Genomic DNA, 14091 nt, shown 5'->3' with positions numbered 1-14091 from the left:
TTGGTTTGGCCCGCAATCCTGGAACCATACCAGAGTATGCGGGCCGGTGGTCGGGGTTCAGTGCCGGCCCAACGCTCCGTCGAACCGGCGCCACAGCCCCAGCGGATTGCCGTCGCGCAGGGCTTGCGGCAGCAGGTCGGCCGGGATGTCCTGGTAGCAGACGGGCCGCAGGAACCGCTCGATGGCCGCCGTGCCGACCGAGGTGGTGCGGCCGTCCGACGTGGCCGGGAAGGGGCCGCCATGCACCATGGCGTGGCAGACCTCGACGCCCGTCGGCCAGCCGTTGGCCAGGATGCGGCCGGCCTTGCGTTCCAGCGTCGGCAGCAGGACCGCCGCCGCTCCGGTGTCCGCCGCGTCCATCTGCAGGGTCGCGGTGAGCTGGCCGTCCAGCCGTTCCGCCACCGCGCGCAAGGACTCCAGATCCGGGCAGCGGATGAGCAGCGAGGCGGCGCCGAACACCTCCTCCCGCAGGGCCGGGTCGTCGAGGAAGGCGTCGGCGGTCGTGGCGAACAGCGCCGCCCGGCACCGGTTGGGGCCGTCGCCGTCCAGCCCGCGGGCCAGCGTCGCCACGTGGGCGTTGTCGGCCAGGGCGGCCACCCCGGCGTCGAAGGCCGCGTGGATGCCCGGCGTCAGCATGGTCGGCGCCGCGCTGCCGCCCAGCGCCTCCACGGCGGACGCCACGAAACGGTCGAGGTCCGGCCCGTCCACCGCCAGCAGAATGCCGGGGTTGGTGCAGAACTGCCCGGCGCCCAGCGTCAGCGAGGCGACGAAGCCCCGGCCCAGAGCCTCCGCCCGCGCGGCGAGCGCCGCCGGCAGCAGGAAGACCGGGTTGATGCTGCTCATCTCCGCGTAGACGGGGATCGGTTCCGGGCGCTTGGCCGCCACCTCCATCAGCGCCACGCCGCCGCGGCGCGACCCGGTGAAGCCGACCGCCTTGATGCGCGGGTCGGCGACCAGCGCCGTGCCCACCGACGAGCCGGCGCCGAAGATCAGCGAGAAGACGCCCTCCGGCAGCCCGCATTCGGCGACGGCCGCCTGGACGGCGCGGCCGACCAGCTCCGACGTACCGGGATGGGCGGAGTGGGCCTTGACCACCACCGGGCAGCCGGCGGCGAAGGCCGAGGCGGTGTCACCGCCGGCCACCGAGAAGGCCAGTGGGAAGTTGCTGGCGCCGAACACCGCGACAGGGCCGAGCGGGATGCGGCGCTGGCGCAGGTCGGGGCGGGGCAGGGGAGCCCGCTCCGGCAGGGCCGGATCGATGCGGGCGCCGATCCAGCTTCCTTCCCGCACCACCGCGGCGAACAGGCGGAGCTGGCCGACGGTGCGGCTCCGCTCCCCCTCCAGCCGGGCGCGCGGCAGGCCGCTTTCGGCTATGGCGCGGACGATCAACTCGTCGCCGAGGTCGAGGATGTTGCGGGCGACCGCCTCCAGGAAGACGGCGCGGTCCTCCGGTACGGTCTCACGGAAGCGGTCGAAGGCGTCCCAGGCGAGCTGGCAGGCGCGGTCCACCTCCGCCGTCCCGCCGCCGCCGAAGGCGGGTTCCAGCTTTGCCCCGGTGGACGGGTCGATGGCGTGGATCTCGCCGTTGCGGCCGCGGTGGCTCTCGGCGCCGATCAGCATCATGCCGGTGAGGGTCACGGGCGGGTCCTTTCTTGTTCGCGCTGCTCTTGGTCTTGGTGCGGCATCAGCCGAGCAGGCCGCGGCCCGCGAGGTTCCGCATCAGCGCGGCGGCGCCGAAGTCCCAGGGCGCGCAGTCGGCGCAATGGCGGACCCGGTTGGTCAGGCTGCCCAGCGCCGGGGCGGTGATGGTCACCACGTCGTCCAGCTTGTGGGTGAAGCCCTCGCCCGGACGGTCGCGGTCCTCGACCGGCGCGAACATAGTGCCGAGCAGCAGGACGAAGCCGTCCGGATACTGGTGGTTCTCGCCGATGGTGGCCTCGACCAGTTCCACCGGGTCGCGGCTGATCTGCGACATGGAGCTGGAGCCCTCCAGCCGGAAGCCGTCGCTGCCCTCGACCACCAGCCCAAGCTCGGCGCTGCGCACACCGTCGAGCGTGAAGCGGTCGTCGAACAGACGGATGAACGGGCCGATGGAGCCGCTGGCGTTGTTGTCCTTGGCCTTGCCGAGCAGCAGGGCGGAGCGCCCCTCGACGTCGCGCAGGTTCATGTCGTTGCCGAGCGTGGCGCCGACGATGTCCCCGCGGCTGGAGGCCAGGACGGCGATTTCCGGCTCCGGGTTGTTCCACACCGAATAGGGCGGGATGCCGACGTGGGCGCCGGTGCCGACCGCCGACATCGGCTGGCCCTTGGTGAAGATCTCGGCGTCGGGGCCGATGCCGACCTCCAGATACTGCGACCACACCCCGCGGGCGATCAGCGCCTTCTTGACCTCCATGGCCTCCGGCGAGCCGGGCTTCAGGCTGGACAGGTCGCGCCCGATCAGCGCGTCGATGTCGGCACGGATGGCCAGCGCCTTCTTCGGGGCGCCGCGCGCCTGCTCCTCGATGACGCGCTCCAGCAGGCTGACCACGAAGGTCACGCCGGACGCCTTCACCGCCTGGAGGTCGATGGGGGCCAGCAGCCAGGGCCGCTCCGGGTCGCGCCGGTCCTCGTCGGAATTGGCGAGAATGGCGGCGGCGGTGCCGATCCATTCGCCGGGCAGGTCGCGGGCGATGGCTGCGGCGGCGCCGGTCTCCACCAGATCGCGCACGGTGGGCGCGTCGCGGCTGGTGATGTCGAACACGTCCCGGCCGCGCACGGCGATGACCGAGGGGCCGACGCCGGGACGCCAGGCGCGCCCGACCAGGAGCGCGCCCTCGTCCGCCGGCAGGGCGGCGGCGGGGTCGAGGGGAAGGGGTCGCTTGCTCATGGTTTCCTCTCCTCTTGCTTGCGCCGGGTCGTTACTTGCGCCGGAAGACCGGGCTGCGCTTTTCCTTGAAGGCGGCGCGCCCCTCGGCGGCGTCCGCCGTGGCGAAGCAGATGGTCTGCAGGTCGCGCTCGTACTCGATGGCCTTTTCCACCGGCATGGTGTGGGCGGCCTTCAGGTTCAGCTTCGCCGTCTCCGCCGCGATGGGGGCGCGGCTGGCGACGATGGCGGCGATCTCCTGCGCACGGGCGAGCAGCCGGTCGGCGGGCACCACCTCGCTGACGAGGCCCCAGGCCAGTGCCTTGTCCGCCGGGATCGGGTCGCCGGTCAGGATCATCATCGCGGCGTTGGAGGTGCCGATGGAGTGCGACAGGAAGGCCGCCACGCCGCCGCCGCCGATCCAGCCGAGCTTGATCTCCGGCGCGCCGAACTGCGCGTTCTCCGACGCGATGCGGATGTCGCAGCTCATCGCCGTTTCCAGCCCGCCGCCGAAGGCGTAGCCGTTGACCGCGGCGATGCTGGGCTTGCGCAAGCCGCGGATGGCGTCGCAATAGTCTTCGCGGTTGCGGAAGTTCCAGGCGGTGTCGTAGCGGTCCAGCTCGCGGATGTCGGAGCCGCAGCAGAAGGCGCGCGGCCCGGCGCCGGTCAGCACGACGCAGCGGATGTCGTCGTCGGCGTTGCAGCGGGCCACGGCGGCGACCAGCTCCGCGGCCATCTCCGGGGTTACCGCGTTCAGCTTCTGCGGGCGATCGAGCGTGATGGTGGCGACGAAGCCGTCCACCGTGACGGTGACCGCGCCGAGCGCCGGATCGGGGGTGTTGAGCGAGTCCATGGGATGGGCCTTATCGTTCGGCGCCGGCAACCGGGCGGCTGGCGGCGTAGCGGTGTTGCAGACGGTCGAGCAACGCCGGGTGCGGCGTGCCGTCGGCCAGCGCGTCGCGGATCATCGCGGCGGCGTCGGCCTGGAAAGCGATGTAGCCGGCGTGGCGCGGCCGGACATAGGCGGCCTCCAGCGTCGCGGCGGTGTTGCGGTAGAAGCCGCCCCAGCGGGCGTTCACCGCCTCGTCCGCCCAGGCGTCGCGGCGGCTCGGCTGGCCGTCATGGGCCGGGATGAAGCTCCGCTGCGCCTCGGCGCCAAGCAGCCAGCGCAGATGGTCGAGCAGGGCGGGCGTCACCTCGCAGCGCACGGAGACGCCGATGCCGGTGCCGCCCAGCGTCGAGCCGGGACGCCCGTCCGCCGTGGCGCGCGGCGCGTCGGCGAAGGTGACCGGTTTCTCGCCCGCAGCGGTGGGGGCGGCGTAGTTGACGTAACCGTAGACCAGCGGGCAGAGCGCCACATCGTCGGTGCGGGCCATGTGGCCGAGCAGCCCGATGGGGTTCAGCCCGCGCACCGCCGCCGGCATCCGCCCGGCCAGCGTCGCCATGAGGTCGAGCACCTGCGTCCCCACCTCTGTCGAGACCAGCCGGTCGGGATCGGCCACCGCGGGCGGATCGCCGAAGGCCGCCGCCATGGACAGGAAGGTCAGGCAGGCGTGCGGCCCGGCCAGCGACAGGGCGACCGGCGCCCGTTCGGACAGGCTCGCCACCTCCGCCCAGGTGACGGGGATCGGCCCGTCCAGAAGGTCGGCGCGGCAGGCCGTGACCTGCGTCGCGGCGTCGAGCGGCAGCGCCCAATGCCGGTCGGCGAAGCGGTAGCTGGCGAGGCTCGGCCCGATGCTGTCGCGCTGCCAGCCGGCGATGTCCTCGGCGGTGAACAGGTCCTCCAGCGGGATCAGGCCGCGTTCCGCCACGGCCTCCCCGACATGGGGGTGGTCGAGGACGATCAGGTCGTAGCGGGCGCACAGGTCGCCGATCGGATGGGCCTCGAAGCCTTCGAGCGGCTGCTTGTCCCAGTCGATAGCAAGATCGGGGGCAAGCCCGTCGCGCGCCTCGTCCAGCCCGGCCGCCGCGGCGGCCAAGGCGTTGTAGCCGCGCGGGTGGTCCCAGGTCAGCGCGCGGTAGCGCATGCCCGAACCTCCTCTTCCTCCGCCTCCGGCTCGGTGGCGGCGACGACACCGGCGGCCAGGAGGCGGTCGACGGCCTCGGCGGTGAAGCCGGCGGCCTCCAGAACCTCGCGGGTGTGCTCGCCGGTCAGGGGGGCACCGCGCTCGACCTCCGAGGGGGTCTTGGAGAACTTGATCGGGAAGCCCGGCGTCTTGACGCGGCCCTCGGTCGGGTGGTCGTACTCGACGAAGGTGCCGTTGTGCTTGATCTGCGGGTCGTTCACGAGGTCGGCGTAGCCGTAGACCGGCCCAGCCCAGACCCCGGCGGCGTTGAACAGCTCCAGCCACTCCGCGGAGGTCTTCGCGGTCAGCCGGTCGCGGGTCTTGGCGAAGATTTCGTCGCGGCGCGACCAGCTGTCGGTCTCGTCCTCCATGTCGAGGAAAGACGGCTCGCCGATCAGCTCGCCCAGCAGCTTCAGCGGCGGGAAGGCCACGATGATGAAGCCGTCGCTGGTCGCGAAGGCGCCGTAGGGCGCGCGGATGTAGACGTGGGCGTGCGGCTCGGCGGAGCGGGTCTGCGGCTTGCCGCCGACCGTGAAGACCGACAGCTCCTGCATCTGGATCGTCGTGATGGCGTCCAGCATGTTGACCTGGACGAGCTGCCCTTCGCCGGTGCGCTCGCGGTGGAGCAGGGCGGCCAGCACGCCTTCGAAGGCGGTGTAGCCGGTGATCGCGTCCACCAGATACTGGCCGGCGGGGGTCGGGGCCTCGCCCTCGCGGCCCGCCGACAGCATGGCGCCGGACATGCCCTGCAACAGCAGGTCCTGGCCCGGACGCTGGACGTAGGGGCCGGTCTCGCCATAGCCGGAAATCGACAGGTAGATCAGGCGCGGGTTGACCGCGGAGAGCGATTCATAGTCCACGCCCAGCCGCTTGGCGACGCCGGGCCGGTAGTTCTGGAGGAAGACGTCGGCGGTCTTGACCAGCTCCATCAGCAGGGCCTTGCCCTCGGTGTTCTTCAGGTCGACAGCGAGGGAGCGCTTGTTCCGGTTCAGCGACAGGAAGGAGACGTTCACCTTGTTGCCGGTGATGCCGCCGGCCGCCGTGTGGCGCTGCCACTCGCCGGTCACCGGCTCCACCTTCACCACGTCGGCGCCGAGGTCGCCCAGGCGCTGCGCCGCCAGCGGGCCGGCCATGGCGATGGAGCAGTCGAGCACACGGTAACCGCTGAGGATGTTGCGTTTCTTGTCCATGATGTCCGGGTCTTGTTGCCGTGGGTCCGCCGGCCACGTGGAGGAATGGCGCGGAAGGATGGGGCGGAGGGATGGATGGTCAGCCGTTGGTCGCCGGGGCTTCGGTGAAGAAGGCGCGGTTCCAGACGGGGCTGATGAGGATTTCGTTGACGCAGACATGGGGCGGCATCTCGGCCACGAAGCGGATGGTGCGGCCCAGGTCTTCGGGCTGGAGCAGGCGCGCCATCTCCTCCGCCGGGGGCGGGGAAGGGCGCTGGCCCAGCAGGTCGGTCGCCACCTCGCCCGGCATGACCACGCAGGAGCGCAGGCCGTTGCGCCATTCCTCCATGTTCAGGCTGTGGCTCAGAGTCACCAGCGCCTGCTTCGTCGCGTTGTATCCGGGGCCGCCGAGGACGAGCGCGTGCCGCCCGACCCAGGAGGACACGATGATGACGGTGCCGGACCGGCGCTCCCGCATGGCGGGCAGCGCCGCCTGGATGGCGTGCATGGTGCCGTTGAGGTTGACGTCGACCAGCCGCCGCCAGCCCTCCGTCCCGAGATCGCGGAAGCTGCGGTTGGGCAGGTTCATCCCGGCGCTGGCGACCAGCGTGTCGATCCGCCCGTGGCGGTCGAGGATCGCCGCCGCCACGCGCCGCACCGCCGCCTCGTCGGCCACGTCGAGGACCGCGGTCTCGGCCGTGCCGCCGGCGTTGCGGATGGACTCCGCCACGCGGTCGAGCGCGTCTTCGCGCCGTCCGGACAGGACGACGGTGGCGCCGCCCTGCGCCAGCGCCCGCGCGCCGGCCTCCCCGATTCCGCTGCCGCCGCCGGTGATCCAGGCGACGCTGTCCGCAAGAACGCTCATGTCTTGCCTGCTTCGTTGCTTGTCTTTGTTGCTTGCCCGCCGTGCGGCCATCGGGCCGCCGCGGTGTCCCTCCCAGCGGCCCCCGGATCGTCCGCCTTCGCGTTCGTTTCGAGTGACCGCTAACGTGACCGGTAACATGATTGGTTGGGGCAATCAAGCATCTTTGGTGAGCGATTGCGTTAGCGTTCACGTGACCGCTAACATGAAATGCGCTATGGATTGTGGAAACGGGCCGCGCCCGGCTTGCAACGGCGGGCGCGGCCATGCACAAGAAGGCGGCCAGTCGGTGCCCGAAGGCGGGCCGGCGGAGGCAGGATAAGAGGTCATCCCAGGTGACGGACGAAGGACAGCTTTCGCTCAGGAAGGCGGAGTCACGGCGGCGCTCCGCGACCCGCGCGGTGACGATGGCCGATGTGGCGCAGGCCGCCGGGGTCTCCACGCAGACGGTCTCGCGCGCGCTCCGCGATCCGCGCAGCGTCGGCCCGGACACGCTCGCCCGCATCGAGGAGGCGGTGCGCGAAACCCGCTACGTGCAGAATCTGGCGGCGAGTCACCTCGCCTCCAACCGCAGCATGACGGTGGCGGCGATCATCCCGACCATCTCCGCCTCGATCTTCGCGGAAACCATCCAGGGCCTGACCGACGTCCTGTTGCCGGAGGGCTATCAGGTCTTCCTCGGCCACACCGACTACATGGCGGGGCGGGAGGAGTCGCTGGTCCGCAGCTTCAGCGGGCGGCGCCCCGACGGCTTCTTCATCATCGGCACCCGCCACACCCAGGAAACCACGGCCCTCCTGAAGCGCACCGGGGTTCCGGTGGTCGAAAGCTGGAGTTGGACGAACCGCCCCGTCGACATGCTGGTCGGCTTCTCCAACCACGCCGCCCTGATGAGCGTGGTCGACCATCTCGTGGGGCGCGGCTATCGCCGGCTGGCCTTCACGGGCGTCATGAAGCCGGGCGACCACCGCGCCAAGGAGCGTCTGAAGGGCTTCCAGGACGCCCATGAGCGTCATTTCCCGGGCGTGACGCCGCGCGTCGTCACCGTCGCCAGCGGGCCGATGGTGATGGCGACCGGCGTGGAGCTGCTGAAGCTGGTCCGGGAGCAGCATCCCGACACCGACGCCGTGGTGTTCGTCAGCGACGTGCTGGCCTCGGGCGCCCTGCTGGCCTGCAGCGGCCTAGGGATCTCGGTGCCGAAGGATCTGGCGATCACCGGGTTCGGCAATTACGACATCGCTGGGCAACTGACGCCGGGCCTGACCACCATCGCCATCGCCAGCCGCAAGATCGGCATGGAATCCGCCAACCTCCTGCTGCGGCGGATGCAGGGCGGCGAGGTGGAGAACCGCACCCAGGACGTGGGGTTCGAATTGCTGGTACGGGGCAGCGCCTGAAGCCTGCCGGGGGCTTCATAACCCTCTCCCCTGTGGGGGAAAGGGACTTGAAGCATCCAGAATTCCCGTAAGAAAGTCACGGACATAAAGACATAAACGATCACCGGAACGGTGACGTTGCCCCCTTGCGCGATCCGTCGGCTGATGCTTAGAATGAAAATCATTCGCATTCAGGCGATCAGCGCAGACGTTCGGCTTTTTTGAAACGGACAGGGTGCCGGTCGCTAACGCTGCGCCACATATACACCTTTTGGTAGAGGAACCGGCACAATGCCTCAATCTTGCGGCAAGGGCTCTCTGCGCCTGACCGCCCGCCGCCGCGGCGCCGCGCATGATGTCTTCGCACCGGGTCTGCGCCCGGTCGCCATGGCCGTTTGCTTTGCCAGCGCCGTCCTCGTGGGCGGCCTTTCCTTCGCGCCGGCCGCGCAGGCCCAGACGGCGGCGCGCACGATCGACGCCAACGTGCCGGCGGGACCGCTGGACACCGCGCTGCGCAGCTTCGCCGCCCAGGCCGGAGTGAGCATCGCCGTGGACCCGGCGCAGGTCCGGGGCAAGACCTCCCAGGGGCTGCGCGGAACGACGACGGTCGAGGACGGCTTCCGCCGCCTGCTGGACGGCAGCGGTTATCAGCTCGCGGGCACCTCCTTGGGGTACGGCCTCGTCGCGCAAGGGTCTTCGCCGGTCGTGAACGCCCCGGCCGGGGCGACAGTGCTGCCCTCCGTCCAGGTGTCGGCCAACGCCGGCGCGCTGCCGGGCGAGCCGCCGCCGCCCTACGCCGGCGGTCAGGTGGCGCGCGGCGGGACCCTGGGCCTGCTGGGCACGAAGAACACGCTGGACACGCCGTTCAGCACGACGAACTACACCTCCGAACTGATCGAGAACCAGCAGGCGCGCACGGCGGCGGACACGCTGATCAACGATTCGTCGGTGCGCACGACCACCGGCGGCAACGGCTTCGACGACACCTTCCAGATCCGCGGCTTCGCCGTTCCGTCGGGTGACGTCGGCTTCAACGGCATGTACGGGCTGGTGTCCTCCAACCGCGTGCCGTCGCAGATCATCGAGCGGATCGAGCTGCTGAAGGGGCCGGGCGCGCTGATGAACGGCATCGCCCCCAATGGCAGCATCGGCGGCGGCATCAACATTCTCAGCAAGCGCGCCGGCGATCAGCCGCTGACCCGCGTGACCGGGCTGTACCAGAGCGACGCCAACTTCGGCGTCCATGTCGACACCGGGCGCCGCTTCGGCGAGAACAACGCCTGGGGCGTGCGCTTCAACGGGCTGCTGCGCGGCGGCGAGGCCTCGATCGAGGACGGAGACGTCAAGACCGGCCTCGGCTCGCTGGCCGTGGATTACCGGGGCGAGCGGCTGCGCTGGTCGCTCGACGGCATCATCCAGCGCGACGACACCGACAATTTCCGCCCGCAGATCAGCATCCTGTCCACGACGACGGCGATCCCGTCGCCGCCCGACGCGCGGAGCAACTGGTACCCGGGCACGACGCTGGTCCAGAAGGACAAGACCATCGCCTCGAACATCGAGTTCGACGTCACGGAGTGGCTGACCGCCTACGCCGGCATCGGCTACCGCGACGGCACCAACGATCAGGTGTTCCCGCAGTCCAACCCCGCCGTGAACGCGCTCGGCAACTTCACGGTCCGCAACTCCTACTACGATTCCTACAGCGAGACGGTCAGCGGCACGGCCGGCGCGCGCCTGCGCTTCGAAACGGGTCCCGTCCGCCACCAACTCAACATCGGCTACACCGGGTTCCAGCGGGAGGAGGGCAACGCCTACATCCAGGCCGCCGGCTCGGCCCCGTCGAACATCTACAACCCGGCGCCGCTGCCCGTCATCACCGCGCCGCGCACCGACCCGCGCAAGTCGGCCGAGACGACGCTCAGCAGCATCGCCATCGCCGACACGCTGTCCTTCGTCAACGACCGTGTCCTGCTGACGCTCGGCGTGCGCGACCAGACGGTCAAGGTGAAGGGCTTCAGCACGACGACCGGCGCGCAGACCAGCAATTACGACGCCAGCGCCACGACGCCGCTCGCCGGTCTGGTCGTCAAGCCGCTGGAGAACGTCGCGGTCTACGGCAACTACGCCGAGGGCCTGTCGCGCGGCACCATCGTCGGCGCCGGCTACGCCAACACCGGCGCGGTGCTCGAACCCTACAAGTCGAAGCAGCTCGAGGGCGGCGTCAAGATCGACTGGGGGACCATCACGACCACCGCCGCGGTGTTCCAGATCACCCGCCCCAGCTCGATCCGTACCGCGTCCAACGAGCTGGCCTATGACGGCGAGCAGCGCAACCGCGGCCTGGAGCTGTCCGCCTACGGCGAGGTCCTGCCCGGCCTGCGCGCCATGGCCAGCGCGACCTTCCTGAAGCCGGAACTGACGAAGACCGCCGTCGCCTCGGAAGAGGGCAACGACGCCGCCGGCGTGCCGGACAAGAGCTTCTCCGCCAGCCTGGATTGGGACACCCCGTGGGTCGAGGGCCTTGCCCTCAACGGGCGCGTGATCCACACCTCCGGCTCCTACCTGACCAACGCCAACACGCTGCGTTTCGACGGCTGGACCCGCTTCGACATCGGTGCCCGCTACACCACCGACGTGTCGGGCAGGCCGGTCGTGCTGCGCGCCAGCGTCGAGAACCTCTTCGACAAGGAGTACTGGCTGACCACCGGCACCTACGTGACCGTCGGTTCGCCGCGGACGGTGCTGTTGTCCGCCACCGTCGACTTCTGAACCTCTCGATCTTCCTGGATTTCGTCATGAACAAACTGTCGCTTGCCTTCATCGCCGCGCTGGGCTTCGCCATGCCCGCCCAGGCCCACCAGATCTGGATCGAGCAGCCCGACCAGGGCAACGCCACGATCCGCTTCGGGGAGTTCGGCGAGAATCTGCGTGAGGTCTCGCCCGGCCTGCTCGACAAGTTCGGCAAGCCGGCCGGCACCCTCCTCTCCGCCAAGGGCGAGCAGAAGGCCGAGGCCGCCAAGACCGCGGACGGCTTCGCGCTGCCCTTCAAGGCCGCCAACGGCGAGAGCATCGTCGCCGAGGACACGCTCTACCCGCTCTACACGTGGAAGCAGGGCGATAAGGAGACCACCAACTGGTTCCACCCCGCCGCGCGCCTGATCACCGGCTTCGCCGAGCAGGCGCCGAAGCTGACGCTGGATCTGGTGCCCACCGGCACGCCCGGCCAGTTCAAGCTGGTCTTCCAGGGCCAGCCCAAGGCCAAGACCAAGGTGATGCTGGTCACCCAGTCCGGCTGGGCCAAGGAGGAGCACAGCGACGAGCAGGGTCTGGTCACCTTCGACCTGCCGTGGAAGGGCACCTACGTGGCCGAGGTCAGCCTGAACGAGCGCACCCCCGGCGAGCGCCAGGGCGCCAACGGCGCCGAGAAGTATGACGGTGTCAGCTACGTTACCACGGTGACCTACGTCCACCCCGAGGGTCTGGCGCCGGTTCCCGCCGGCCCGGCGGCGACGCCCAACAAATGACCTCCGTGGCCGGACGGGTCCGCTCTGTCGGCCCGCTCGTCTCGCGCATAGCCGCCGCCCTGTTCGGCGGCTATGCGCTGGCCGCACTCGCCAGCGTGGCGGTGCTGGCGCTTCCCATGAGCACGCCGCAGGCGGTGCTCACCGGCGAGATGGCGAGTTTCCTCGTCTACGCCGCCGCCGTGATCTGGGTCTTCGCGGTCCGCAGCGCGCTGCGCGCCTGGGCGGGCCTTCTTGTCGTGGCCGCGCCGCTGTTGCTGGCGGCGTGGTCGGTCTGGTGATGGGGAGCCGAGCGTGACGACGGACCAGCAAGCGCGCCCCGACGGCCGCGGCCTTCGCCAGAGCATGTCCGACCTGCACACGTGGGTCGGGCTGCTTCTCGGCTGGGTGCTCTACGCGATGTTCCTCACCGGGACGGTGTCCTACTTCAAGGACGAGCTGTCGCAATGGATGCGCCCCGAACTGCCGGCGCAGAGCGGGGTGCCGGATCAGGCCCAGGTGGCCCAGCGGGTGGCCGACGAACTCGTCGCCCTGGTGCCGGGCAGCCCGCAATGGAGCCTGCGCCTGCCGGACGCCCGCAACAACAGCGTCTACGCCTTCTGGCGCACCGCCGGGGCGGCCCCCGGCCAGCGCGGTTTCGGCGAGGGCAATTTCGACCCGGCGACGGGTCAGACGGTGTCGTCGCGCGCGACGCTGGGCGGCGACTTCTTCTACCGCTTCCATTTCCAGTTCCATTACATGCCGGTGGTATGGGGGCGCTGGATCGCGGGAATCGCGGCCATGTTCATGCTGGTGGCCATCGTCAGCGGGGTCATCACCCACAAGAAGATCTTCGTCGATTTCTTCACCTTCCGCTGGGGCAAGGGGCAGCGCTCCTGGCTCGACGCGCACAACGCGCTGTCGGTGTTCGGGCTGCCCTTCCACGCCATGATCACCTACACGGGGCTGGTGACGCTGATGGCGCTCTACATGCCCTGGGGCCAGCAGGCGGGGATCAAGACCGCGGCGGATCGCCAGCAGCTGAACGCCGAACTCAGCGCCTTCATCCAGCCGGGCAAGCCCAGCGGCGAAAAGGCGCCGCTCGCCTCGATCGAGGACATGGTGCGCCACGCCCAGGAGCGCTGGGGCCGCGACGGCGTCGGGCGGGTCACCGCCACGCATCCCGGCGACGCGGCGGCGCGGGTGGCGGTGGCGCGTGGCGACGGCGGGCGCGTCTCGATGAGCCCGCAGTATCTGGAATTCGAAGGGACCACCGGCAAACTGCTGGCCGTCCATGAAGGGGTGGGGCCGGCGGCGGAGACCCGCGGCGTGCTCTACGCCCTGCATCTGGGACGCTTCAGCGACTCGGTGACGCGCTGGCTGTATTTCCTCGTCAGCCTCGCCGGCACCGCCATGGTGGGCACCGGTCTGGTGATGTGGACGGTGAAGCGGCGGCAGAAGCTGCCCGATCCGGCCCGGCCCCATGCCGGCTTCCACGTCGTGGAACGGCTGAACATCGCCAGCATCGCCGGCCTGTCGGTCGCCATGGCGGCCTTCCTGTGGGCGAACCGCCTGCTGCCGGAGACCCTGGCGGACCGCGCCAACTGGGAGATCCACAGCTTCTTCATCGTCTGGGCGCTGACTCTGCTGCACGGCGTGCTGCGTCCCGCGAAGAAGGCCTGGATCGAGCAGCTGTGGCTGGCCACGGCGCTGCTGGCGCTGCTGCCCGTGCTCAACGCCGCGACCACGCAGCGGCCGCTGTGGCGCAGCCTGGCTGAAGGCGATTGGGTGTTCATCGGCATGGACCTGATGTGCTGGGCGCTGGCGGCGCTCCACGCCGTCCTGGCGGTCCGCACGCTCCGCCACCAACCCAAGACGCGGCCGGCCCGCAAGCCGGCCCGCGAATCCGTTAATAAGCCGGCCGGTGGCGCCGTTCTGCGCGAGGGATGAGCATGATCCACCTGTCGTCCTTCATCCTGTGCCTGACCGGGTTCGCCGCGCTGGCCGTCGCGATGGACCGTCCGCAGCATGACCTGTTCGGACGGTCCCTGCCGGGCCCCGCGACGCTCGCCCTGCGCGTCGGCGGGGCGGCTTCCCTGCTGGGAGCGCTGGGCCTCCTCGTGACGTGGCAGGGCTGGGGACTCGGCCTCGTCATGTTCAGCGGCCACACCAGCCTGGGCGCCGGAGTCGTCCATGGCGCGCTGATCGTCCGAGGGCGGTGGGCAGCCCGCCCAAATTGAGGGTACGCCTTATTTTTGACCCATTTTGTC

Annotated in this window: 12 protein-coding genes; 6 read left to right on the top strand and 6 right to left on the bottom strand. The window is 70.4% G+C overall.

The features are described 5' to 3' along the window. Positions 1-57: 57 nt before the first annotated feature. The 6 genes from ABAZ39_RS20860 to ABAZ39_RS20835 form a co-directional block, all read right to left on the bottom strand. The gene (locus tag ABAZ39_RS20860) at positions 58-1638 is read right to left on the bottom strand and encodes an aldehyde dehydrogenase (NADP(+)) (protein ID WP_040134643.1); all 1581 of its coding nucleotides are present in this window, start codon (positions 1636-1638) and stop codon (positions 58-60) included. A gap of 46 nt (positions 1639-1684) precedes the next feature. Continuing rightward, on the bottom strand, positions 1685-2869 hold the full coding sequence (locus tag ABAZ39_RS20855; RefSeq protein WP_051658307.1) for a fumarylacetoacetate hydrolase family protein: 1185 nt from the start codon (positions 2867-2869) through the stop codon (positions 1685-1687). A gap of 31 nt (positions 2870-2900) precedes the next feature. Then, positions 2901-3698 carry an enoyl-CoA hydratase/isomerase family protein gene (locus ABAZ39_RS20850; protein ID WP_051140522.1) on the bottom strand — a complete coding sequence of 266 codons (798 nt, stop codon included), beginning with the start codon at positions 3696-3698 and terminating at the stop codon, positions 2901-2903. A gap of 10 nt (positions 3699-3708) precedes the next feature. After that, positions 3709-4872 carry an ABC transporter substrate-binding protein gene (locus ABAZ39_RS20845; protein ID WP_040134641.1) on the bottom strand — a complete coding sequence of 388 codons (1164 nt, stop codon included), beginning with the start codon at positions 4870-4872 and terminating at the stop codon, positions 3709-3711. Beyond that, positions 4854-6101 (bottom strand): CaiB/BaiF CoA transferase family protein, encoded by a 1248-nt coding sequence (locus tag ABAZ39_RS20840; RefSeq protein ID WP_040134638.1) that lies wholly within the window; start codon positions 6099-6101, stop codon positions 4854-4856. Before ABAZ39_RS20840 ends, ABAZ39_RS20845 begins: the two co-directional genes overlap by 19 nt. Before the next feature lie 79 nt (positions 6102-6180). After that, positions 6181-6945 carry an SDR family oxidoreductase gene (locus ABAZ39_RS20835; protein WP_040134637.1) on the bottom strand — a complete coding sequence of 255 codons (765 nt, stop codon included), beginning with the start codon at positions 6943-6945 and terminating at the stop codon, positions 6181-6183. Between the two features lie 332 nt (positions 6946-7277). On the opposite strand from ABAZ39_RS20835, the gene ABAZ39_RS20830 reads away from it, so the two are divergent. The 6 genes from ABAZ39_RS20830 (at position 7278) to ABAZ39_RS20805 (ending at position 14061) form a co-directional block, all read left to right on the top strand. Further along, positions 7278-8339 carry a LacI family DNA-binding transcriptional regulator gene (locus ABAZ39_RS20830; protein ID WP_040134635.1) on the top strand — a complete coding sequence of 354 codons (1062 nt, stop codon included), beginning with the start codon at positions 7278-7280 and terminating at the stop codon, positions 8337-8339. Between the two features lie 270 nt (positions 8340-8609). Continuing rightward, complete coding sequence (locus tag ABAZ39_RS20825; RefSeq protein WP_247874663.1) at positions 8610-11090, top strand: TonB-dependent receptor; 2481 nt, start codon at positions 8610-8612, stop codon at positions 11088-11090. 26 nt (positions 11091-11116) lie between these two features. Continuing rightward, on the top strand, positions 11117-11845 hold the full coding sequence (locus tag ABAZ39_RS20820; protein WP_040134634.1) for a cobalt ABC transporter substrate-binding protein: 729 nt from the start codon (positions 11117-11119) through the stop codon (positions 11843-11845). Then, positions 11842-12123: a DUF3649 domain-containing protein gene (locus ABAZ39_RS20815; protein ID WP_014197892.1), complete on the top strand. Its 282-nt coding sequence runs from the start codon at positions 11842-11844 to the stop codon at positions 12121-12123. Before ABAZ39_RS20820 ends, ABAZ39_RS20815 begins: the two co-directional genes overlap by 4 nt. A 64-nt stretch (positions 12124-12187) precedes the next feature. After that, on the top strand, positions 12188-13771 hold the full coding sequence (locus ABAZ39_RS20810) for a PepSY-associated TM helix domain-containing protein (RefSeq protein WP_051658410.1): 1584 nt from the start codon (positions 12188-12190) through the stop codon (positions 13769-13771). Between the two features lie 2 nt (positions 13772-13773). Beyond that, positions 13774-14061: a DUF3325 domain-containing protein gene (locus ABAZ39_RS20805; protein WP_040134632.1), complete on the top strand. Its 288-nt coding sequence runs from the start codon at positions 13774-13776 to the stop codon at positions 14059-14061. Positions 14062-14091: the final 30 nt, after the last annotated feature.

Origin of the sequence: Azospirillum argentinense, from assembly GCF_000632475.1 — a bacterium.
In the GTDB taxonomy this organism is placed as follows: domain Bacteria; phylum Pseudomonadota; class Alphaproteobacteria; order Azospirillales; family Azospirillaceae; genus Azospirillum; species Azospirillum baldaniorum.
This window is presented reverse-complemented; position numbering and strand designations above follow the sequence as displayed.

Bases quoted from the DNA above. Each gene is read 5' to 3' on its own strand.
- ABAZ39_RS20840 (WP_040134638.1), bottom strand. From the start codon at position 6,101: ATGGACAAGAAACGCAACATCCTCAGCGGTTACCGTGTGCTCGACTGC.
- ABAZ39_RS20805 (WP_040134632.1), top strand. From the start codon at position 13,774: ATGATCCACCTGTCGTCCTTCATCCTGTGCCTGACCGGGTTCGCCGCG.
- ABAZ39_RS20845 (WP_040134641.1), bottom strand. From the start codon at position 4,872: ATGCGCTACCGCGCGCTGACCTGGGACCACCCGCGCGGCTACAACGCC.
- ABAZ39_RS20825 (WP_247874663.1), top strand. From the start codon at position 8,610: ATGCCTCAATCTTGCGGCAAGGGCTCTCTGCGCCTGACCGCCCGCCGC.
- ABAZ39_RS20810 (WP_051658410.1), top strand. From the start codon at position 12,188: ATGTCCGACCTGCACACGTGGGTCGGGCTGCTTCTCGGCTGGGTGCTC.
- ABAZ39_RS20850 (WP_051140522.1), bottom strand. From the start codon at position 3,698: ATGGACTCGCTCAACACCCCCGATCCGGCGCTCGGCGCGGTCACCGTC.
- ABAZ39_RS20835 (WP_040134637.1), bottom strand. From the start codon at position 6,945: ATGAGCGTTCTTGCGGACAGCGTCGCCTGGATCACCGGCGGCGGCAGC.
- ABAZ39_RS20820 (WP_040134634.1), top strand. From the start codon at position 11,117: ATGAACAAACTGTCGCTTGCCTTCATCGCCGCGCTGGGCTTCGCCATG.
- ABAZ39_RS20855 (WP_051658307.1), bottom strand. From the start codon at position 2,869: ATGAGCAAGCGACCCCTTCCCCTCGACCCCGCCGCCGCCCTGCCGGCG.
- ABAZ39_RS20815 (WP_014197892.1), top strand. From the start codon at position 11,842: ATGACCTCCGTGGCCGGACGGGTCCGCTCTGTCGGCCCGCTCGTCTCG.